Genomic DNA, 23,188 nt, shown 5'->3' with positions numbered 1-23,188 from the left:
TTCTGTCTTGACCCCTTAGCTGAATATTTAGCGGGATTGTATCTAGTGGAAATGTATGAAAATAATGAAGGTAAATGGCGATCGCATTTCTTGAAAAAAGCCGAAGATTTACTAAAAAATAATCATCAAGATGGAATCAAGGGATTTTTAATTGCTGTTGCAGATTGTTATTTATCACAAATTAGTAATGCCAAAGATGCTGATTTTGTTCCCCAAAAATTGAGTAAGTTAACTGGGGTGGTTCCTTCAACACAATCCCTTATACCCTAATTTCAGCTAGAATTGCATATCTATATATTAGACAACATCAACGAACATAACTAAAAAACTTTCATTCCCAAGATAGACGTTTTCAGAAGTCGCAGCACTTACCTTTTGTATGAGGATGAATAAATTATTTAGATATGGCAATAATTTAAGTCCAACAATTTCAACAGGCAAGTTTCTATGCAACGACTTAATAATATTACAAGCCGAAAATTGGCTCATACTGAGTACCGCATTCACGCATTACTCTCAGCACGCTGGAGTCCTGTAGCTTTCTCCAGTCAAATGGTTGAACGAGAAAAAATATGTACCGTCTTAGAAGCCGCACGATGGGCTGCTTCTTCCTACAATGAGCAACCCTGGAATTTTATTATTGCTACCAAAGGTAATCAAGCCGAATTTGAAAATTTATTGAGTTGCTTGGCAGAAGGTAATCAAGAATGGGCAAAAAATGCTCCAGTATTAATGCTGTCCGTCGCCAAGCTATATTTTGAACATAATGGCGTAGAAAATCGCCATGCTTTCCATGATGTTGGTGCTGCATCTGCTCAAATGACAATGCAAGCAACTGCTGAAGGACTATTTATCCACCAAATGGCTGGTTTCGATGTCGATAAAGCCAGGAAAATCTATGATATCCCTGATGGATATGCACCTGTCGCCGCGATCGCATTAGGTTATTTGGGAGATTCCACAAACCTTTCAGAAAAATTGCAACAACGAGAATCCGCTAAACGCGATCGCAAGTCTTTGGAAAATTTTGTCTTTTCTGGGAAATGGAACCAGGTTTCTACAATTTTGTAATCAGCGTTACAAAACATAACATTTCCTAGTGCATAACCGAATACGCTTTATTTACAAGCAATGCCGCAAGATTGTGGTGTGTGGAGACGTAGGGATTTTACGTCTCTACAGATATTTTTGGGCAAATTTAAGCTGTATTAGTGCATAAACGAGGCAACCCAAACTCTATGACATAATTAGCGATCGCCAAAACAACAAAACAATTTTTGACAATATCTAAAGTTATCTTAGGAGTCAAGCTATGCAACTTTGTTACCGAGGAATTTCCTATCAATCTCGTGCCGTTGAATCAGATACAGATAACAGCGAAGGTACAGCCATGTATCGAGGAGTAAGCTACAAAATCAACAAGATAGTTAATTATCTGGGTACGAAAACTAAATCACCATCATCTTGTTTGAAATATCGTGGTATCAGTTATATACGCAATGTGGGATAACAATTTAATCGACAACCGATTGCAGGCGATCGTAATTTTTTACATAGGCAGGTAAGGCAATATCCTTTGATAATTGAGAATCAGGAATAGAATTACCTGCTAATAATTGCAAAGGTAAAATACCTGCCCAAACAGGTAAATTGTAATCAGCTTCATCATCAATTGGTAAACCTGTTCGTATCTTTGCTGATGCTTCAGTTAAAGGCAATGAAAGTACCATTGTACCTTGTAACTCCTGAAGATTTGGTTGGCGCACATCATTCCATCTTCCTCGCATCACATGTTCAGTAAATGCTTGCAGTGCAGTCAGTTTTTCATCACTATTGCTGACGATTTCAGCCTGTCCAAATATCACAACAGAACGGTAATTCATTGAATGGTGAAAAGCCGATCGCGCTAATACTAAACCATCAAGTAAGGTGATAGTAACGCAGACTTCAATACTATGAATTAATGAGCGTAACATCCTACTTGCTGGGGAACCGTGGATGTAGAGTTTATCGTTGACTCTTCCATATGCAGTGGGAATTACAAACGGTTGCGTATCGACAACAAATCCCACATGACATACTAAACCCTCATCTAATATGTGGTAAATCGTTTCGCGATCGTAATTACCACGTTGCGGGATTCTTTTTATTTGACTGCGTTGCGTTGTGGTCAATTTTTCCTGTTCGTTTTCACTTTCAAAATTATTCATGATTACCTCTTTAAGTTCAATTTAATGAATCTAATTAAAGTTCAACTAGATGAAGTACATCTAACTTAAATCTAAATACATTGCATTACTTTCAACAAAACCAAGACTTTGATAAACAGATTTACCTGCGGGAGACGCATTTAAAATAACCCTTGTGCAGCCAATAGTTTTTAAATACTCAATTGCTGTATTCGTTAAGTTATTAGCAATGCCTTGTCTACGATATTCAGGCTCAACATAAACACCCCAAATATAACCAAATTGGCGACAATTAAATTTAATTACGTTTGGATATAACCCTGCATATAATTGACAACTTACCGAACCAACAATTAAACCATCAATTTCTGCTAAAAAACTTTTATAACATAGCTTTTGACGTGCATTTTCGATAAACTGAATAATAATCATCTGGTAATTATCTTCTATAGCATCTTTGGGAATACCAATATCAAGCCACATTTTGTAAAAGTGTTCAGCAATTAATATATCTTGTTCTGATTTCGCTTCTTGAATAATGATTGATTGTTGCATTTTGATTTGGAATCTAACTCAACAAATAATCTCTAAATATCAGAGAATTTGAAGAATACTTACTCTTCAACAATACATTTAAAGATTAATTTCCCAAGTGGTCTTTGACAAGAGCCACTTTGATAATTTATTACCAGTCCACTTTTTCAGTTTTCAGTGCTACGTATTGAGTATGGATTTACTAATTACCCTAGATAATCATTCCCCCTTGCCACTTCATCAACAAATTTATGAAGAAGTCCGTCAAGCTATTTTGTGCGGAAAATTGCCACCAGGGAAACGTATTCCTTCAACACGCGAAATGGCGAAAGCCTTGGGAGTCTCCCGCAGTACAGTGACACAAAGTTACGAACAACTTCTGAGTGAAGGATATCTAGAAACTGTTATTGGTTCGGGAACATATATTTGTACTCAGCTTCCCGATGATTTATTCGATTCGCAGCCAGTTGAATATACAGAAAAAAATAGCAGTTCAAAAATCAAATTTTCTGAGTATGGAATGAATCTTTTGCAGACAAAAAATGTCCCGATTCTGAATGAGAAACAATTAGAAATTAGCTTTCGTTATGGTCGTCCCGCATTGAATAAATTTCCACTAAAATTATGGAAAAAGCTACTTGATAAATACTGTAATACAAGTTTAGAATGGCTAGATTATTCAATCGAACCTCTAGGTTATAAACCATTACGAGAGGCGATCGCAATTTATATTTCTCGTGTACGTGGGATTAATTGTGAACCAGAACAGGTATTAATTACTAATGGTACACAGCAAGCACTAGATTTGATTATGCGTCTTTTGATTGAACCTGGTAATATTATTGCTTTGGAGGAACCGGGCTATCTGAGCGCGAGATTAATCTTTCAAGCATATGGAGCAAAGTTATTACCAATAGCTGTTGATGAGTCAGGTTTAGTTATCAATAAATTGGTTCACTCGCTTGAAAAGGATAATATCCGACTTGTTTACATCACTCCCTCACATCAGTTTCCCACAGGTGCAATTTTATCATTACCTCGACGTTTAGAATTACTGAATTGGGCATCACAAACTGGCTCACTGATTATTGAAGATGATTATGACAGCGAATATCGTTATGGGGATCGACCAATTCCCGCTTTACAAGGGCTAGATAACCAAGATTCTGTATTATATGTAGGAACATTTTCTAAAGTCTTATTTCCTTCATTACGAATTGGTTATTTAGTTCTTCCCAAGAATTTAGTAACTATTTTTGCTCGTGCAAAATGGTTGAATGACAGACATTTACCGATTTTAGAACAGCAGGTACTAACTGATTTTATTGCCGAAGGACATTTAGAACGACATATTCGGAAAATGCGATCGCTCTATGATTATCGTCGCCAAGTTCTCGTCAAATCCCTAAAATTTAACTTTGGTGAAAGTGTCGAAATTTTAGGCGATAAGGCGGGCTTACATGTCATGGTACGGTTAAATACAAATATGAGTGATGATGAAATTATTCAAGATGCAGCGAAATTGGGAGTAGGAATGATGTCAGCTTCTAGCCAATATCTTAACCCCAATGCTTCTGGGGAATTTATATTTGGTTATGGAGAGCTAGACGAAGAAAAACTAGTTGAAGGAGTTTATCGACTTACACAAGTAATTAAAGGATAAATATTCTGAATATGGACGAGTAATAAGTTATTTTAGAGATGATTTAGTATCTAAATTTTAGACTGTATAAACCCTATTTTTTGGAAGTTTGAATTTCAATTTATGACTTTGAGTCAGCAAAATAATTCCTCATTAGTTATTGATGTGACACAGCAAGATAATTAGACTCTCTACATTATCTAAAATGAAATCTGTTTCAGTACTGATGATGAAATGCGATCGCGAATAAATTTGTAACTATGTCAACAGCTTGAAATCATTAACTTTGTATTTGATTATGCATATTCAAATCATCTATAGCTATCAAGATGAACTCAAAAAATAAATTTAAAAATTCACTTTTAAGAAGAATTAATTAAACCGAAAATTAAACAAGAATTTGATATCCTGGAGGTGGAATACATCAATTGGCTGCCAGACTCGGCTATGAGTAGGCAGTCTTTTTTACTGTATTCTGCTGCATCTGACTAACTGACAATTAACGTTGATAAGGGTAAGTATATTGAGGATTAATAACAGGTGATTGATAAAAGTTGCTAGGTGGTATGCTATTGCCAAAACTATTGGGAATTGGATTCCCGATTGGTGATTGATAACTTGTTTGGGGAATGAGGTTTGTATTTGGGTTGGTAAGTGAGGGAGTTGTCACCGGATTGGAAGTCGGATTTGTAGGGGTAGGATTATTGGGAATATTACCGGGAATTATTCCACCTTGACTAAATTGTTGATAAGCTGCACGGGAAATCGAACTAATTAACTTTTCGGCACTGGCATCATTTCTCGGACGCTGTATCATCACCGCAGCGATATAGCGCTTACCTGTGGGCAAGTCTACTAAACCTACATCAGCTAAAATTGCCCCAATTTCACCCGTTTTATGGGCAATAGTTGCACCTTCACTTAAACCAGATGGTAATAAATTGTCTTTCACTGTCCGACGCATAATATCGAGAATGCGATCGCGTGATTGCATACTGACTAAGTTACCTTTAGTGACAACGGCAATCAAGTGGGCTAATTCTTTGGGGGTGGCGGTATTTGTTCCTTCGATGTCGGGTAAGAGATTGCGAATCACAGTTGTATTTAATCCCCAACTGCGAAAACGCTGATTCAATACTTCTATTCCTCCCAAGCGCTCAATCAGCATATTAGTTGCTGTGTTGTCACTAATGGTAATCATTTTAGTGGCAACTTCCAGGGCACTATAGCTAGTCCCCACAGGTTTATACTGGATATCTCCTGAACCAGTGGCGATTGTGGTTTTAGTGCTAGCCATTGTTTCGTCAAGACGAATTTTCCCGGCATCCACATCTTGGAAAAAAGCCACAATAATGGGAATTTTGATTGTACTGGCGGCTGAGAACATGGCACCGCCGTTAAAATCTACATAACTACCAGTATCGATATCGGCAATAAACACACCTGGAGTGAGATTGGGGCTAGCTGCCGCTAGACTTTGTATGGAGGTACGCAGCGTGGGTATTTCTTGCGACAAAACTAAACCAGCAGCATTGCCAGGAGATTGAGCTTGTTGGGTTTGGGGAGAATTTGTAGTTGGGTTGTTCGTGGTACTTACAGGATTTAATCTCGTTGTTGGATCTAAAACAGATAGTGCCGTACCGACAATTGCACCCAATCCCACGCCAACAATCAGCAAACGCAAAGCATATAAAATATTGCGCGCCATTGGTTTCAAGCGCGTTTTCCGAGCCACAATCGTTCTCCGAGATAATGGCTTTTTGCCTACCCGTACCGATTTGACTTTGACAGTTTGGGGATTAAAAGGAGGGATTGTTCCCTTGAGGTTAGATGCAGTTACAGACTTTGCAGTCGAAGTTACCACACGCTTTCTGACTACAGGTACACGAGTCATCCCATTGGGATTAACTTTTGTACGTCCGGGTTGTACTTTTTGAATTGCCTGAGCTTGGTTTTGTCCACTTTTTTTGACTGGGCGCACTTGCTGACGACGGCTAACGGGTTTACGTCGTGACGAAGTTGTTAATTTGTAACTTGAATCTGACACCATTACTCCTTGTTAACCACTCAACTGAACTTTCTACCAATTCCCCAAGCCAAAGATATATTTAAGCTGTTGCGTATTTAATTTGTATATTGGATGTGGGCTGTGAGAATTGCACTATCATGATTCTACGTTTTTGTCTTCTCCAAGAGAGTTGCACATCAGCCTAAAAATAATATGTTGTTAAAAATAAATGACAATGCTCCGAAAGAGCAGTTGTTTATCATCGCATTTGTAGCATTTTGTTTGTTTAGTGTAAGCCATATTATTTAATTTGGGTGGGAAAGTGGCTACATAATTTAATCCCATAATTTACAAGCCTTACTCGTGACTTTTACTACCTATTGCCCATTCTATCTGTCGCAACATTCCTCTCAACATAGATAATTCTCTAGTTCGTAATTCCGCTCTGTTATAAAGCTGTCGCAACTTTTCCATGCGACTCGCAGCCGTATGGGGGTATAAATAACCAATCTGAAGCAGTAGCAATTCTAACTGCTGATAATAGGATTCGACAATATCTAAATGTGCTAATTCTGACTCCGGTGAGGAATGTTTATTTTTATCCCCAGTTATATTCATGTCTGAGCCAAATGACAAATCAGCTATTTGTGAGAGTTCGTAACAACAGATACCAACAGCAGCAGCTAAATTCAGTGATGCATACTCACTACTGGAGGGAATACGCACAAATTTCTGGGCATAATTCAATTCTTGGTTGCTTAATCCCCTATCTTCCCTACCAAAAATCAAAGCACTAGGTTGTCCCACCGATTCTAATAACCAAGGGAAAGCAGTACGGGGAGATTCCAGGGGGGCATCCCAGTCATGATTAATACCCGTAGTGGCGATCGCACGTTTGCATCCCTGTAAAGCTTCTGGCAAGCTGGTGACAACTACAGCAGATGTTAAAATATCCTGAGCATGGACTGCCATTAATTTGGCTTCCTCACCTAAATAGTCACATCGAGGGTTGACTAAAATCAGTTGATGTTGTCCAAAGTTTTTCATTGCCCTGGCAACGGAACCAACATTTAAAGCGCCCGCAGGTTCTACTAATATAATCCTGACTTCTGATACAAGCATTAAATCAATTATTATATTTACTGACGATATGTTAGTATGTCCCCAAAATTGCTAAGACTTTACTTTTCAAAATTTTAATTAAATCAGCATTCATATAATCGTATTCATCTGGTATATCCAAACAAATAATTCGCTTCCCCTTCAGAAAAGGCTGAAATTTTTGAGATAATTTCTGACGATGTACTTTTTCCATCACAAAAATCATATCAGCCCATTCAATCGCTTCTGGGGAAACAGGTACTTCCGCATCATGGTTTAAGCCAGCAGATTCAGCTTCCAAATTGGGATATTCAGAAAATATCGCTTCTGCTGTTGGACTTCGCAATTTATTTTGACTGCATATAAATAAAAGTTTTTTCATTTTTTATTGTTTGTTATACAGTATCTTACTAGTACATTTCGGTGGAAATGAAGCTACCATACCCTGCGGGAAGCCTCTCCGCGTCTATAAAATGGCTTAAAAGCTAAGAATATTGGCTTTCTTTATTTTGCCTGGATGTACTATCAAATCCAGTATAAATAAGCGGTAAAAAATACAGATAAATACAAATATAATCCTTCAACTTCATTATCAAGAAAACTAAATCAATAACAAAGTTCTCTTAAATATTTGTTGAAATATATTTTGATATATTTATTTGCGATCGCCTGATTTCAGTAAAAAATTCAAAAATACCTAAAAACTAACAGTTAAATACTTCAAAATCAATTTGTCCAAACAACATATTTTTATCGACGGCTGATAAAATCTTATTATCAGCCAGGTCTGAATTTAAAACACGACAAACTAAATCTGCAACATCAGCACGATGAATACTACCAACAACCCTAATATCTTCAGTTAAAATACCATTTCCTGTCGCTGGTTCTGACTTTAAACCACCTGGACGAATAATTGTGTAACTCAGTCCACTACTGATTAAATGCTGTTCAGCTTTGTCTTTTTCAATTAATACGGGTTGTAAAGCTGCTAATGCTTGTGGAGAAAGGGCAGGTACACTATTTCCAGTACCAATTGATGTTACCAAAACAAATTTTTTCGCACCTGTTTTTTTAGCTACATCTATGAGGTTTTTGTTAGCCAAATAATCTGGTTTGACAGTGTCTTGAGGTAAACCACCAATTGTACTCACAAAAATATCAATCGACTCATTAGCTAATACTACCCGCTCAATTTCTTCCCCATTCATTGCATCTCCCAAAACTACTTCAATTCCCATTGCTTCCAGTTCTGAACGAGATGCTTCTGTCCTTAAAATTGCTTTAACCTGATAATTTTGTAATCTCAGACATTTAGCAATTTCTCTGCCAACGCCACGACTTCCACCAGCTAAAAGTATAGATTTTGTCATTTTTCGAGTTTTATTATCTGCTATTTGTTACTGTTTCTATTGAATCATCGAATAATTGTTGGGGATGGGAATTTGCCATTTATATTTACGATTGACAAACTCAACTGACACCACCAAAAAAACGCAAAGACGCAAGTTTTTCTCTTTGCGCCTCTGCTGAAGATTGGGATTAAAAACCTACACCAGTTCCGATGAAGTTTCCATTGCTGGCTGCGGCTGCGGTTGGAACATAAACAACGAATAAACGACATCACGACGAATATTCGTCATCATATCCAAGAATAACTCGTAACCCTCGCTCTTATACTCAATTAACGGGTCTTTTTGTCCGTAACCACGTAAACCTACCGACTCCCGCAAAGCATCCATCGCTTGCAAATGTTCCCGCCATAAGGTGTCAATACGCTGCAAAATAAAGAAGCGTTCGGCTTGACGCATTAAACCAGCTTGAATTTGATCGATTTGAGCTTCCTTCATATCGTAGGCAATGCGTACCTGTTCATGTAAGAATGCCTTAATTTCAGTCACCGACATGTCTATTAACTGTTCTGATTGCAAATCTGATAGTAAATAAACAAACTCCTTCACTTTTTCCACTAATTTATCCAGTTCCCACTCTTCCGAAGGCAAATCAATATTGATGTAGTAATCGACGATGTCATCCATCGTTTTTTCGGCGTACTTAATTACCTGTTCCTTCAAATCTTGCCCTTCTAATACCCGGCGACGTTCAGCATAAATAGCACGACGTTGGTTATTCATCACCTCGTCATACTCAAATACCTGTTTCCGAATATCGTAGTAGTAGGTTTCGACTTTTTTTTGCGCCCCTTCCAAACTGCGAGTTAACATCCCTGACTCGATTGGCATATCTTCATCTACCTGGAAGGCATTCATTAACGAGGCAACACGATCGCCTCCAAAAATTCGCATCAAGTTATCTTCTAAACTGAGGAAGAAACGTGTGGTTCCAGGGTCTCCTTGTCGTCCGGCACGTCCCCGTAACTGGTTGTCAATCCGCCGTGATTCGTGACGTTCAGTACCAATTACATGTAAACCACCTTTGTTTACCACCTCGTCATGTTCACGCTTGGTAAATCCTTCGTATTCCTGCTTAATTTGGTTGTAAGCATCGCGCAAATGCTGAATAATCGGGTCATCGGTGGGGGCTTTTTCGACGGCGACGGCGATTTTCTCTTCAGCTTCCAATTCCGGCATACTGCGTTCCCCATACTCGCGTACGGCAGATTCCACGGCTTGTTTTAATTGTGCCTCTGTTTCCGCAGAAATTCGCGTCGGAAAAATTTCTGGAGACACACGCCAAGTTTTCACCTTTTTCCCAGGGACAAATCCTTGCCCACCACCACCATGTCCGCTTGGCAAACCAGAAGCACGCTGGACGCTAAATTCATCTTCATCTTCGGGTTGGACAATACGCGGCATAAAGTATTCCCGTACCTTTAACCTTGCCATATATTCGGCATTACCACCCAGAATAATATCCGTTCCTCGACCTGCCATGTTTGTGGCAATGGTGACGGCTCCTCCTCGTCCAGCTTGGGCGACGATTTCTGCTTCCCTTTCTACGTTTTCGGGGCGAGCATTGAGTAATTCGTGGGGAATTTCCATTTGCTTGAGCAACTGGCTGAGATACTCCGATTTTTCCACGCTGGTTGTACCCACCAACACCGGTCTACCGAGTTCGTGCATCTCTCCACATTCTTTAGCGATCGCGCGCCATTTTCCTGCTTCGGTTTTAAACACCATATCTGACAAATCTTTCCGCAACCTGGTACGGTTGGTGGGGATGATTGTCACTTCCAACTTGTAAATTTTCTCAAATTCGGCTTCTTCTGTTTTCGCTGTACCCGTCATTCCACCTAGTTTCGGGTATAACAAAAACAAATTTTGATAAGTAATCGTTGCTAATGTTTGTGTCTCTGGCTGAATTTCCAAGCGTTCTTTGGCTTCAATTGCTTGGTGTAAACCATCACTCCAACGCCTTCCTGGCATCACCCGACCGGTAAATTCATCAACGATGACGACTTCGCCGCCACGGGTAATATAGTTAACATCTTTGCGAAATAATTCTTTGGCTTTAATCGCATTGAAGATAAAATGCGCCCAAGGGTCTTCTGGGTCAAACAGGTCAGTGACTTCGAGCAATTTTTCCGCTTCCGCAAAACCTTCATCACTCAAAAGTACATTTCGCGCCTTCTCATCGACCTCGTAATGGTCATCATTCCTCAGGGCATTGGCAATTGTCGCGGCTTTTAAATATTTCTCAGTCGGTCTTTCAACCTGCCCAGAAATAATCAACGGAGTCCGTGCCTCATCAATTAAAATTGAGTCAACTTCGTCAATTACACAGTAATTGAAAGGACGCTGCACCACATCTTTGATGTCAGTCGCCATATTATCGCGTAGGTAATCAAAACCAATTTCACTGTTAGTTACATAAGTAATATCGCAGTCGTAGTTTTTCTTCCGCTCCTGCGGAGTCATACTTTGTTGGATGAGACCAACGCTCAAGCCCAAGAAACGATGCACTTGCCCCATCCATTCAGCATCACGACGAGCAAGATAATCGTTAACTGTAATTACATGTACACCCTTACCATTTAAAGCATTTAAATAACTCGGCAGCGTTGCCACCAGGGTTTTGCCCTCACCCGTCTTCATTTCGGCAATTTGCCCTGTATGCAGAATCACACCACCCAGCATTTGCACGTCAAAGTGACGCAAACCCAGCACTCGTCGTCCGGCTTCTCGAACAGTCGCAAAAGCTTCGGGAAGGATATCATCCAAAGATTCGCCTTTGGCAAAGCGTTGTTTAAATACTGCGGTTTTACCCTTCAATTCCTCATCAGAAAGGGCTTTAATTTCTTCTTCAAAGAGATTAATTTCTGTAATGTAAGGTTGGTACTTTTTCAGCTTACGAGCGTTGGGGTCGCCCAACAAGGTTTTTAGCATGGTGTTTATGTTCGACTAAAACAAAAGAATAGGGCTGAGAAATTTTGGCGATGAGACTGAGCTATATGATTATAAACACTGATTTCCACCAAAGCATTCGTAGGTGCGATACTCACTTTTGAGTAGCTGCCATCACTCTGAGAAAGCAGGAGAAATAAGGAATTAAACCAAAAACAGAAAAAATACAAGCCAATCAATTTACTAAATTACTGCTATTAAAGCAAAATTTATAATCAGACTTTTTTATAGTATCATTTTGTCCCCAAAGCTTGTCAGGAACCCCTCCATGCATAGGTAGCGATATCCCGACTGGGGTATGGAGACATGGAGATATATCAGCGAAGATTTCAGATATCAGATTATATGAAAATATTTTCCCTCTTCCTCTCCGCGTCACCCCCTCTACTTCCCTATTCCCATTCTTTTGAGAGACTACGAAAATTGTAATTACTGGCACCAGGATGGCAAGTGACGCAGCTACTTGCTTGGATGGGTCGTGGTAATTTCACTTGTGGGTGTAAGGCTTGAAAGTAGCGTGAATTGGCGAACCGATAAGGGATTTGTTGGTTAGGTTGTTGCGATCGCGAGAATGTGGACAGATATCGCCAAACTAAAATCCGAGGTGGGTCAATGAGGGGTTGTAACTGTGCGCCGTAATGTTGGCTGTCTTGAAGTAAGTTTTTCCAGGTTTGGGTGGGAAAAACTGCTGGGGGGATGGCAATGTGACAAGTTGAACAATTTTCTAAATACAGTTCTTGTCCGAGCTTGTACTGTGCGGGAACTACGTCAACTGTTCCAATTGATGTGGGTGTTGTGGTTGCTGTTTGGGCGGTGCTTGCCTGAGACAGGAATAGTCCCATTGCTAGACTCCAAACTAAAACAACTAATACCAGTCCGATTGGTTGGTATTTTATTTGCTGTCGCCTTAATACTTTGTTGTTGACGAAATTAAACATGCCCCACATCCAGGTGTTTTTAGGTTTCAGAATTTTGCCTTGATTTGGATTAATACTAACTTTTGTGAGTTAAGGGTTATCTCAAAGAATCTCTATCATCTCAATATAGATAGTTTCTTTAAAATTACCTCACTTTAAAAATTGATGGAAATATAAGCTAAACAGAGTATTCTTTGCACAATTGATTTAATTTTTAAAATTACAATTATTCACTCAAGAATATGTTCCGTTACATTTCCAGTAATTATTGACATTATTCTCAATAATTTACGAATTGACAATACTTTGCAGCCACGGTATGATTTTTCATAGTCTTTGGCGACGTATATTGTTTTTGGCAAAAAGTTGACTGCCTAAAACCGCAAGTGCCTGTAATTACGTCTATTTACCTAAGTTAACTATCAATTGATTCCAAAAAGAAGTAAGCAGCGAAGCAGTTTGTGGCAAAAATTGGACAGCTAAACGTTTACAAATCGTAATGTGCATATTGACATTTGAATCGTTTTCTGAATTTAAAAATGGTGCGTCGTGCTTTAACGCACCGGAATCAATCACTAATCACTAAAATCCCAAATTCCAAATCAATTGTAGAGAGTTAGGGAATAGGAACAGACCTTAACAACCTTTCCATAATAGTGCGGGACTTTCTACCGCCAATGGGGATGAGGCGATGGCAAAGTACGTGTGGAGCCAAGAACTTGACATCATCAGGAATAGCGTAATCGCGTCCCAGGAGAAAAGCAAAAGCTTGAGTAGCCTTTTGCAGCGCCACAGTACCACGAGGACTGACACCGAGAGTTACTTCTTCGTCGTAGCGAGTCGTCCGTACCAGTTCCAGAATATATTGTTGTAAGGATGCATCAACTTTGACTTTGGCACAGATTTGGCGTAGTTGTTGCAGTTCCTCCAAAGTAATGCAAGGCTGTAGAGCTTCAATCTTCACCCCTTCCTGTTGACGTTGTAGCATTTGCAATTCTTCAGCTTCCGAAGGATAACCCAAGCTCAGAGAAAGCATAAACCGATCCATTTGAGCTTCCGGTAACGGAAAAGTCCCTTGGTACTCCACAGGATTTTGAGTTGCGATCGCAAAAAATGGTGATGGTACAGGACGCGACACACCATCAACTGTCACCTGGTATTCTTCCATGACTTCGAGTAGTGCAGACTGGGTACGGGGTGTCGACCGGTTAACTTCATCTGCAAGTAGGACATTGGCAAACACTGGTCCTGGCAAAAAGTTAAATTCTCCACTTTTGGGGTTCCAAATATTCGTGCCAGTAATATCAGTGGGGAGTAAATCGGGAGTGCATTGTAGGCGTTGAAATTTGCCGTCGATAGAACGAGCCAAGGATTTTGCTAACAGGGTTTTACCAACACCAGGAACATCTTCGAGGAGCGCATGTCCCCCAGCGAGCAAGGCAACTAATACCAAGCGGATTGCATCATGTTTACCAACGATGGTTTGCGCTAAATTTTGCGTTAATGCGTCAATTTTTTCTCTCATATACCAATGTGTTATTTGTTATTGGCTCTTCATCTTGTCAATTTCCAGTAACCAATAATCATTCATAAATAAAGGCACGGCTTGTGACCGTACCCTGACTTTACTTCTTGAGTCTTATATACAGTGTTCCCGGAACTGGGAGAAATTAACACTCCGTACCAAAAAAAACTTTTGTGGCGGTGCAATCCTGACGAATCTGGTTTTTGAGGGCTTCTAGAGAAGAGAATTTGCTTTCGGGGCGGATAAATTTTTCGAGTTGGACTGTGAGGGTTTTCCCGTATAAATCGCCAGACCAATCAAATAGATGTACCTCAACTGTGATACTGCTGCCATTAACAGTTGGACGGTTGCCAATATTCATCACCCCCAGAGCCAGTGGCGTTAGCTCTGCTGATGTATCATTGATCATGAAGACGCGAACCGCATAGACTCCCAAATGCGGCAAAAACTTGTCTTTAGGCAATTTGAGGTTAGCAGTGGGGAAACCAATAGTTCGACCCAGTTCTTGCCCGTGAATGACGGTTCCAGTAAGGGTATATGGTCTACCCAAAAGCTGTTGAGCACGTTGAGTATCACCGCTTGCCAGAACTTCGCGAATGAATGAGGTGCTAATGACTTCTGGGAATGTGGATACAGTGGATACAGATGAGGAGTTACTATCTTCAGTTGCCAGAGGAACGATCGCAACCGGGATATTATATCTGGCAGCAATAATTTGTAAATCCTGGGCAGTACCGCTACGTTGCGAACCAAAATGAAAGTCATACCCAATACTGATTTGGGTAACTTGAAGTTGCTCCACCAAGATTTTGGCGACAAACTCTTCAGGTGTCAGTGAGCATAATTCACGATCAAAAGGTAATAGCACTAGTTGCTCAACCCCTAGCGATCGCAAATGTTGCACTTTTTCATCCAGGGGGGTAAGCAAAGCACGAGGTTTACCGCTAAAAAATTCTTGGGGATGGGGGTTAAAGGTGACAACAGTAGAGTATACGTGCTTGTCTCGATGGGCAGGGGAAATTGGAGAAGTTGGAGAAATTAATAAATCCTGCCCTTCATCGCCTTTCCCTGCTTTCAAGATAGGTTGAATTACCTGCTGATGTCCGCGATGCAAGCCGTCAAACTTGCCAAGTGCCACAGCAGCAGGCGTTAAAGCTAATTCAGTTGCAGAAGTAACCCACACGGAACACCCATTTGGAGACAGATTTAGCACGTCAATTCTGGGATTTTAGGTTTATTGAGATATTGGCTTTCGTCATTTGTGATTGCCTCATAGCTAATCAGCAAATAACTACTAAAAGCTTAATCCTCTCAATCACCAATCTAATCTAAAATCTAGAATTGCTTCGACTGTGATTTTGGTATTTGGGCAGATTTTAGATATGACTAAGAGGAATAGTTTCTGATAAGGGTACAGAAACTGGCACCTGAAGTACCATTCCTTCCTTAGCCATGATGGCTCCGGGAAATTTGTTTTTTGCTTGTACGCCGACATTATCCAAAAAGTCGTCGCCATGGGCAGGGTCGTGATGGTAAATTACTAGAGTTTTCACATTGGCGGCTTTGGCGATTTTAACTGCTTCCTGCCATGTAGAATGCCCCCAGCCAATTTTGGGAAATTGGGGAGAATGATACTCTTCATCGGTGTAGGTGGAATCATAGATAAGAATATCAGCGTTACGCGCTAACCACAAAATATTCTCATCAAGTCGATCAGGATAATGTTCGGTATCGGTAACGTAAACAGCTGCACCACCACGCCAGTTAACTCGATATCCAACTGCCTCACCTGGATGGTTCAGAGGCGCAGTTTCTACAGTGATATCGCCAATTTTGATTGCTTCTCCTGGTGTGACATCGTAAAAATCCAAGTCCGCCTGCATAATTTGTAGAGGAACAGGAAAATTAGGATGCAACATTTGGTCATTGAGACGTTGCTCGATAGTAGAACCATCAGGTGCGATCGCCCCATAAATACAAAAACGATTTCCTTTGACAAAACCTGGGGTAAAAAAAGGAAATCCTTGCATATGGTCCCAGTGGGAATGGGTAAAAAAGATATGCGCTTCGACCGGCATTTGGCGCAATAAAGATTGCCCCAAGACATGCAGCCCTGTGCCACCATCAAAAACCAAACGTTTACCGCCCACTTGCATCTCAACGCAAGGGGTGTTACCGCCGTAACGGACTGTATTTGGTCCTGGACAGGGGATGCTGCCACGAACGCCCCAAAAATGCACATTAAATTGTTTCTCTATCCTAGACATGGGTGTTGCTTGCTGGACTGAGTGGGCGATCCAAAAATGTAATTGTGTTAATTTTCGGCTTCAGTTGATTCTGTCTTGAAAATGGATGGTAGTTTTGGGTATTTACTGGTAGTAATGCCTGTTTTTTATGACAGTTATACCAAATAAACGGCAATTGTAAGGTACATGAAGGCATGATTGACTTTATACAGAATACAGATACAAAGTAATTTAATTCAAGTAACTTTTATAACTGCTACTACGTTATAGCCTAAATTTTTCTATCATGCATATGAGGAAATTGGGTGTTGGTTACTGAAAAAGGAAAAAGGATAAAAGACAAATAACCTTAATCCAGTAAAGGATACTTCAATTCCCATTTTGGTAATCGAGTTAACGCGGTAGTATAGGTGAGATTGTAGTGCAAGGGGGTAATACTGATGTAGTTATCACGGATAACATGTACATCTATTGGTATATCTTGTGGTAAGTTTAACCCGATTGGTGGTTCAATATCTTCCAGCACTTCTCCGGTTAACCAGTAATAAGTTTTACCACGTGGGTCAATCCGTTTGTCAAAAACATCTATATAGCGACGCACGCCTTGACGTGTAATCGCAACTCCAGCAATTTCTTCTTGTCGAACCGCAGGGACATTGACATTCAAGAGCATTAATTCCGGTAATGGATTATCGGCTAATTGCGCCACCAAGTTTTTGGCAAAATCTGCTGCTGGCTGAAATTCTTTGAGTTTATGGCTGGTTAAACTAAAGGCGATACTGGGAATACCTTCAATTACACCCTCCATTGCTGCCGAAACGGTTCCCGAATAAAGTATCTCTGTACCCACATTCGCACCTTGGTTAATCCCAGATAATACTAAATCTGGAGGCGAATCTAGCAAAGCCCACAGCGCTAGCTTGACGCAATCGGAAGGAGTGCCATCACAAGCCCAAGCTTGAATCGATGGATGAAATAGAGACTCAACTATTTCTACACGAATTGGTTGGTGCAAAGTCAGCCCATGTCCAGTTGCTGAACGTTCTCGATCTGGACAAACAACTGTTACTTCGTGTCCTGCTGCTGCTAGGGTATTGGCTAAAGTACGGATACCCAAAGCCGAAACTCCATCGTCGTTGCTAATCAACAGTTTCATCTAGTTCTTCAAGGTTCTAATTTTTTGGGAGAGGAATATCATGGTGATGATATTGGTACGTAAATTAGGATGCAAAAATTGCTGCCGAGTCAGAAACACGATTAATATGCACTGATTAATTATACTCCTTACGGTAGTTGTCTATTTCGTGACATTAGTAAATTAAAATGTGATGCTGCCGAAAATATTGAATATGTGGGTGTGTGGACAAAAAAACTGATGGAGTATTTTGCCGAGATGCGATCGCTCGATTCAGCACAGGAGGCTGAAAATGTAGTAGACTCAGCAATGCTGGAACCTATAAATGTTTGTTAATTAGCTTCTAGACTTACGAACTTTGCCATGGGCATACTCTCCGGTGGCAAGATTCACGTCAACATCACAGTCCAATTAACTGCTGTATTAATTAAAAATTATTGTTAACCAACGAGCATGAGCAACGGACAAAGTAATTTAGAGGCTCAACTTTTGGCATTGCGAACAGATGGGGAAGGGGCAATATCCCAAGCCGATACCCTCGAACGCTTGGAGGAGTTGCGCGTTAGCTATCTAGGCAAAAAGGGTCAACTATCGGTAATTCTCGGTAGTATGGGCAAACTTCCACCTGAGGAAAAGCCCAAAATTGGCGCGATCGCGAATACAGTTAAGGAAGCACTACAAACCAGTCTCGAACAGCAACGTCAAGCTCTGGAAACTGCAAAAATTCAGGCACAGTTGGAGGCGGAAACCTTAGATGTGACAATGCCGGGAATTTTTCTTCCCCAAGGTCGTGTTCATCCCCTGAATGGTATTATTGACCGTGCCTTAGACATTTTCGTCGGCATGGGTTACACAGTCGCCCAGGGTCCAGAAATGGAAAGTGATTATTATAACTTTGAGGCACTGAATACACCCGCCGACCATCCGGCTCGTGATATGCAGGATACCTTCTATTTACCGGATGGCAACCTGTTGCGGACGCATACTTCTTCTGTGCAAATTCGCTACATGGAAGCCGAAGAACCGTCAGTACGAGTTGTTGCCCCTGGCAGGGTTTATCGTCGTGATACTGTTGATGCTACCCACTCAGCAGTATTTCATCAAATCGAACTTTTGGCGATCGATGAAGGTTTAACTTTTACTGACCTTAAAGGCACAATTAAGGTATTTTTGCAAGATATGTTTGGTGATTTACCAATTCGTTTCCGGGCTAGCTATTTCCCATTTACGGAACCCAGTGCGGAAGTAGATTTGCAGTGGAATGGACGCTGGTTGGAAGTGATGGGTTGCGGTATGGTTGACCCAAATGTACTGAAATCTGTTGGTTATGACCCGGAACTGTATACTGGTTTTGCTGCGGGCTTTGGTGTCGAACGCTTTGCAATGGTTTTGCACCAAATGGATGATATCCGTCGTTTGTATTCGAGCGACTTACGTTTTTTACAGCAGTTTTAGATGGGTGAATGGTTGATTTAATTTAAGTTAAGTTAAATTAACTTAATATTTGGGCTGAAGAAACCGGGCTTCTTACCATGTAATGTCAACCCGGTTTCTCTTAACGACAAAATTTGGAGTTATTTACGTCCAAATAAATGCAGGATAGTATCTAGATTTGCGATCGCTCAATTTTCCACTTTCAGATTTAAGACTCATCGTAATAGTTGAGAAATCATCCGATTTGCCTGGAATTCGTAGCTACCACCAAATAAATTGAAGTGATTGACAATATGATAAAGGTTATACAGCGTTTTGCGAAACTCATAACCTGAATCTAAGGGGAACACTTCGTTGTAACCACGATAAAATTCCCCAGGAAAGCCGCCGAATAATTCGGTCATAGCAATATCAACTTCCCTATCTCCATAATAAATAGCTGGATCAAAAATTACAGGTTCTCCCTGTACGGTAAAACCTGCATTTCCTCCCCACAAGTCACCATGAACTAAGGATGCTTGAGGTTTGTGTTCTGCTAATAATTCTGGTATCACTACCATTAATGCTTCCGCCTGGGGAAAACGTCCACCTTTACTTTTTGCCAATCGAAATTGAAACTTCAAGCGATTCTGAATATAAAATTCGCTCCAATTATCTATGCGGGTATTAATCTGGGGAGTTGAGCCAATGGTGTTATTTACATACCAACCGAAACCTTTTTGATTGGTGAATTTATGCATTGCTGCTAGTTTTTTTCCCATTAATTCCCAAGATTTGCTATTACCTCTGCCCATTTCTAACCATTCCAAAACAAGGTAACAGGAATTTTCTGCAATTCCACAACATAAAGGCTTGGGGACGCGAATAGTTTTGCTGTCAAGGATTTGTTGTAAACCTAATGCCTCAGCTTCAAACATAGCAATTTGGGAGGCTTGATTGAGTTTAACAAAGTATGTACGCTGACCGTTAGAAATGGCATAACCTTGGTTAATACAACCGCCACTAACTGATTTTTTTTGCAGGGTTTCAAATTGGTTATTTGTTACTTGGCTGATACGGGAGTCAATTTCAGTCCACATGTTTGGATTTGGGATTTGGTATTTGGGATTTGAGATTGCAGGTTTAAGATTAGCAATTAATGATGTAATTTTTTTACAGTTTATAAGACTAAAATGATGTCGATTAAATTATTTCCTAATAAAACTTAAATATTATTAACTTTGGCTCTTCCGTAGTTGTGATGCTGAAAGTTAACCTAAATTCAGGTTTTTGCCTTTAAAATCAAGGCTTTTGGAAAGTTGGAGCTTAGATTTTATCGCCAAGCTTCAAATCTTGATATAAAAAAGCTACTTTTCTTGCCCAGCAAGGGTTATGGAATCTTTTGTGGACTTTTTAGCATAACAAGTAATGAAGAACCTTAACTTTTAATTTTTTCCCTAAATAAGTAACCTGAGTTCGGGATAAGCTGAGATGGGGTTTATGATGTTAATTTGTTCAAATTCTCAGCACAATCCCTTGAATCTAACTGATATTTTTTCTGTTTTGGCAGCTAAAACCAAGAATTGGGGGATTCTCCCCCAAACCCCCAATTGGGGGACGGTTGCGTCCCCCAAGCCCCCTCCAAATAAGAAATACAAAAATTTTGGGGAGCGACGAATTGCAAAGCTTCTTAGTTCAAATTAAAACAAAATTCTTAACCCGAACTCAGGTTAAGTAGTCATCGAATTGAATATAGAAATACATACATGATATACATAATTTATTTTGATAATTCATGTGAAATAAACACAGGTCTGGAATCAGAAACTGCTAAAATCGAAAACTCTCAGAGGTTTAATAATGGCTGCAAGTGAAAACGTGGATTCTGGTTACGGCGTATTAAATTTACCGAATAGTCCGAGCATTTACGATGCAGAAAAATCATTTCAAGTAATTGAAGAATCGATTTTGGGACTTTGGAAAGTAGTTAATAATTTAACTAGCATACAACCTCCACAGTGCGATCGCTATCGGGTGACAATTTTTGGTTCGGCTCGATTACGTGCCGATAGTCCTCTCTATGATGGCGTGAAAATACTTGCCAGTGAACTGACAATGATGGGTTGTGATATCGTTACAGGTGGTGGTCCTGGCTTAATGCAAGCGGCTAACGAAGGTAGTGTGATTGCAGATATTCAAAACAAAACTAATTCGATTGGTATTCGTGTAGATTTAGATTTTGAGCAAAAGCCTAATCCTTTCGTCGAACAACTATATCAGCATCAGACATTTTTTACTCGCTTACATCACTTTGTCTTACTATCCAATGCTTTTGTAGTTGTACCTGGTGGTATTGGTACAGCACTGGAAGCATTTATGATTTGGCAATTATTACAAGTTCGGAAATTATATGACAAACCCTTAATTATGGTTGGGGAAATGTGGTCAGAATTAGTTGACTGGGCAGAAGTATATATGATTAATACTGAACATCAACTTGCCAGTCCAGATGATATGAAAATCCCTTACTGTGTCAAAAATTTTGCCGAAGCCACGGCTGTTTTACGTAAGTATCATGCTCAATGGTTGCAAGGATGCAAAATCTAGAGTTTTGCTTTAGTTTAGATATTTAGGAAGAATAATGAAGGTGGGGCTGCTGAATCCAGGCATGAATTTATATCACCCCCAGACAAACCACCTCCGTGCAGATGAGCCTAATTTGGCTTGACAACCACAACTCCATATGCATCAGGAGACAAATAATCTTGTGCCGCTTGCATCAAGTCATCTGCTGCTTGTCTTTGAATATGCATAGGGTAATCAAAAGCTGGTTCTAAGTCACCAATTAATGATTGATAAAAACCATATAAGCTGGCGCGATCGCTTGGTGTTTCATTACTAAAAATAAAGCGATTTGCGACTTTTTTACAGATGCGATTTATTTCGGCTTCGCTAACTAATTCTGTTTGTAAAGTGCGAATATTGTCTAAGATTGCGACTTCGACTTCGGGAATATTTTCAACTGCACATTGGGCAGAAATATAAAATAAACCTTGCTTTTGCAAATTCATATTACTGGCACCAATATGTGAAACTAGTCCGCGTTCTTCCCGCAAATCACGAACTAATCTTGATGTGCGTCCATGTCCCAAAATCCCTGACAAAATATCTAACGCATAGGTTTGATTTAATTGATTTAAACCGGGAACACGCCAAAGGAGAATTAATCTTGCTTGCTGTAATGTTTCATCAACATATTCTTGCCTGAAAATGTCTGTAAATGGAACTACAACATCACTTTGATAATTTTTATAATTGCTGTAAATGCTAAATGGTTGATTATGTTGTTGGCTGAATTTTTGATTTAATGCTTGATGTAATTCTTGATTTAAATCTCGACAATTGCCATATTCACTAAAACCTTCCGCAACTATACTAACTAAATCCTCCACAGGTAAATTCCCCACCACCACAGCAGTCATGGACTGAGGTTGATACCAATGGGCGTGAAAATCTCGCATTTGTTGGGCTTGAAGTTGGCAAATCACCCCCTCTTCCCCCAATACCCCCCGTTGATAAGGTGAGTTGGCAAACCCTAATTCCATCACCCGTGTAAATACTCGGCGGCGAGGGTTATCTTCACTACGCCTGATTTCTTCCAAAACAACTAATCTTTCCCGTTCAAAAGCATCATCGGCAATTGTGGGATTCAACACCACGTCTATTTGTAATGGAGCTAACTTGGCAAAATCCTGGGGCGCACAAGTGACATGATAGTGGGTGTAGTCTTGGCTGGTGGCAGCATTTGTAACTGCACCCCGTTCTTCAATCCGGCGCTCAAATTCTCCACTAACTAACCGCTCAGTTCCTTTAAATACCATATGTTCCAGGAAATGAGCCATACCATTGATTGCATCTGGCTCTACGTAACTACCGACATTCAGCCACAAATTCAGGTTTACTGCATCAACTGGCATTTGCTCTGCCACTATTGTCAATCCGTTGGGTAAATAATGCAGCTGAGGAGCATTGAGGCGAGGCAATTTCGTCAGGGTTGAGGAGGTCATTCGGGTGTTCGCGGGTTCCTTACATTCTTATCTTACCTAAGTTACAA

The 23,188-nt window shown here is 40.1% G+C and carries 19 protein-coding genes and 1 pseudogene; 6 read left to right on the top strand and 14 right to left on the bottom strand.

Annotated elements, in window-relative coordinates; all coding sequences use genetic code 11:
- The 3 genes and pseudogenes from VB733_RS25075 to VB733_RS25065 all read left to right on the top strand — a co-directional run.
- Positions 1 to 270 (top strand): annotated as a pseudogene (locus tag VB733_RS25075) (PBS lyase); the annotation flags it as partial.
- A 177-nt stretch (positions 271 to 447) separates the two neighbouring features.
- Positions 448 to 1,071 (top strand): nitroreductase family protein, encoded by a 624-nt coding sequence (locus VB733_RS25070; protein ID WP_323342772.1) that lies wholly within the window; start codon positions 448 to 450, stop codon positions 1,069 to 1,071.
- A 241-nt stretch (positions 1,072 to 1,312) separates the two neighbouring features.
- Positions 1,313 to 1,510, top strand: coding sequence for a DUF4278 domain-containing protein (locus tag VB733_RS25065; protein ID WP_323342771.1), 198 nt, complete (start codon positions 1,313 to 1,315; stop codon positions 1,508 to 1,510).
- A gap of 4 nt (positions 1,511 to 1,514) precedes the next feature.
- On the opposite strand, the gene VB733_RS25060 is transcribed toward VB733_RS25065, so the two are convergent.
- Positions 1,515 to 2,210, bottom strand: a complete 696-nt coding sequence (locus VB733_RS25060) for a pyridoxamine 5'-phosphate oxidase family protein (protein WP_323342770.1) — start codon at positions 2,208 to 2,210, stop codon at positions 1,515 to 1,517.
- Between the two features lie 60 nt (positions 2,211 to 2,270).
- A complete protein-coding gene (locus VB733_RS25055; RefSeq protein ID WP_323342769.1) occupies positions 2,271 to 2,744 on the bottom strand; it encodes a GNAT family N-acetyltransferase in 474 nt (157 codons plus the stop codon).
- Positions 2,745 to 2,916: 172 nt separating this feature from the next.
- Between VB733_RS25055 and VB733_RS25050 the strand changes: the two genes are divergently transcribed.
- Positions 2,917 to 4,386, top strand: a complete 1,470-nt coding sequence (locus VB733_RS25050; protein WP_323342768.1) for a PLP-dependent aminotransferase family protein — start codon at positions 2,917 to 2,919, stop codon at positions 4,384 to 4,386.
- A 478-nt stretch (positions 4,387 to 4,864) separates the two neighbouring features.
- On the opposite strand, the gene VB733_RS25045 is transcribed toward VB733_RS25050, so the two are convergent.
- From VB733_RS25045 to surE, 10 genes are all read right to left on the bottom strand, one after another.
- Entirely contained in the window at positions 4,865 to 6,415 is a 1,551-nt protein-coding gene (locus VB733_RS25045) for a serine hydrolase (protein WP_323342767.1), read from the bottom strand.
- A 315-nt stretch (positions 6,416 to 6,730) separates the two neighbouring features.
- A complete protein-coding gene (locus tag VB733_RS25040; protein WP_323342766.1) occupies positions 6,731 to 7,495 on the bottom strand; it encodes an RNA methyltransferase in 765 nt (254 codons plus the stop codon).
- Between the two features lie 31 nt (positions 7,496 to 7,526).
- The gene (locus VB733_RS25035) at positions 7,527 to 7,856 is read right to left on the bottom strand and encodes a low molecular weight protein tyrosine phosphatase family protein (RefSeq protein WP_323342765.1); all 330 of its coding nucleotides are present in this window, start codon (positions 7,854 to 7,856) and stop codon (positions 7,527 to 7,529) included.
- Between the two features lie 322 nt (positions 7,857 to 8,178).
- Positions 8,179 to 8,847: an SDR family oxidoreductase gene (locus tag VB733_RS25030; protein WP_323342764.1), complete on the bottom strand. Its 669-nt coding sequence runs from the start codon at positions 8,845 to 8,847 to the stop codon at positions 8,179 to 8,181.
- A gap of 177 nt (positions 8,848 to 9,024) precedes the next feature.
- Positions 9,025 to 11,820: a preprotein translocase subunit SecA gene (secA, locus tag VB733_RS25025; protein WP_323342763.1), complete on the bottom strand. Its 2,796-nt coding sequence runs from the start codon at positions 11,818 to 11,820 to the stop codon at positions 9,025 to 9,027.
- 410 nt (positions 11,821 to 12,230) lie between these two features.
- Positions 12,231 to 12,776: a cytochrome C gene (locus tag VB733_RS25020; RefSeq protein WP_323342762.1), complete on the bottom strand. Its 546-nt coding sequence runs from the start codon at positions 12,774 to 12,776 to the stop codon at positions 12,231 to 12,233.
- 595 nt (positions 12,777 to 13,371) lie between these two features.
- Positions 13,372 to 14,280 (bottom strand): MoxR family ATPase, encoded by a 909-nt coding sequence (locus VB733_RS25015; protein ID WP_323342761.1) that lies wholly within the window; start codon positions 14,278 to 14,280, stop codon positions 13,372 to 13,374.
- Positions 14,281 to 14,425: 145 nt separating this feature from the next.
- Positions 14,426 to 15,493: a bifunctional riboflavin kinase/FAD synthetase gene (locus VB733_RS25010; protein WP_416336348.1), complete on the bottom strand. Its 1,068-nt coding sequence runs from the start codon at positions 15,491 to 15,493 to the stop codon at positions 14,426 to 14,428.
- A 163-nt stretch (positions 15,494 to 15,656) separates the two neighbouring features.
- The gene (locus VB733_RS25005) at positions 15,657 to 16,547 is read right to left on the bottom strand and encodes an MBL fold metallo-hydrolase (RefSeq protein WP_323342759.1); all 891 of its coding nucleotides are present in this window, start codon (positions 16,545 to 16,547) and stop codon (positions 15,657 to 15,659) included.
- 328 nt (positions 16,548 to 16,875) lie between these two features.
- Positions 16,876 to 17,682, bottom strand: a complete 807-nt coding sequence (surE, locus tag VB733_RS25000; RefSeq protein WP_323342758.1) for a 5'/3'-nucleotidase SurE — start codon at positions 17,680 to 17,682, stop codon at positions 16,876 to 16,878.
- Between the two features lie 432 nt (positions 17,683 to 18,114).
- Between surE and pheS the strand changes: the two genes are divergently transcribed.
- Positions 18,115 to 19,116, top strand: coding sequence for a phenylalanine--tRNA ligase subunit alpha (gene pheS / locus VB733_RS24995; RefSeq protein WP_323342757.1), 1,002 nt, complete (start codon positions 18,115 to 18,117; stop codon positions 19,114 to 19,116).
- Positions 19,117 to 19,310: 194 nt separating this feature from the next.
- Here pheS and VB733_RS24990 read toward each other — a convergent pair whose 3' ends face one another.
- A complete protein-coding gene (locus VB733_RS24990) occupies positions 19,311 to 20,174 on the bottom strand; it encodes a fructosamine kinase family protein (RefSeq protein WP_323342756.1) in 864 nt (287 codons plus the stop codon).
- A 760-nt stretch (positions 20,175 to 20,934) separates the two neighbouring features.
- On the opposite strand from VB733_RS24990, the gene VB733_RS24985 reads away from it, so the two are divergent.
- Positions 20,935 to 21,681 carry an LOG family protein gene (locus VB733_RS24985; RefSeq protein WP_323342755.1) on the top strand — a complete coding sequence of 249 codons (747 nt, stop codon included), beginning with the start codon at positions 20,935 to 20,937 and terminating at the stop codon, positions 21,679 to 21,681.
- A gap of 107 nt (positions 21,682 to 21,788) precedes the next feature.
- On the opposite strand, the gene VB733_RS24980 is transcribed toward VB733_RS24985, so the two are convergent.
- Positions 21,789 to 23,141 carry a pitrilysin family protein gene (locus VB733_RS24980; RefSeq protein ID WP_323342754.1) on the bottom strand — a complete coding sequence of 451 codons (1,353 nt, stop codon included), beginning with the start codon at positions 23,139 to 23,141 and terminating at the stop codon, positions 21,789 to 21,791.
- Positions 23,142 to 23,188: the final 47 nt, after the last annotated feature.

The organism is Calothrix sp. UHCC 0171, assembly GCF_034931845.1.
Taxonomy (GTDB): Bacteria; Cyanobacteriota; Cyanobacteriia; order Cyanobacteriales; family Nostocaceae; genus Brunnivagina.
Note: the sequence above shows the minus strand (reverse complement) of the source record. Positions and strands in the feature narration are given on the sequence as shown.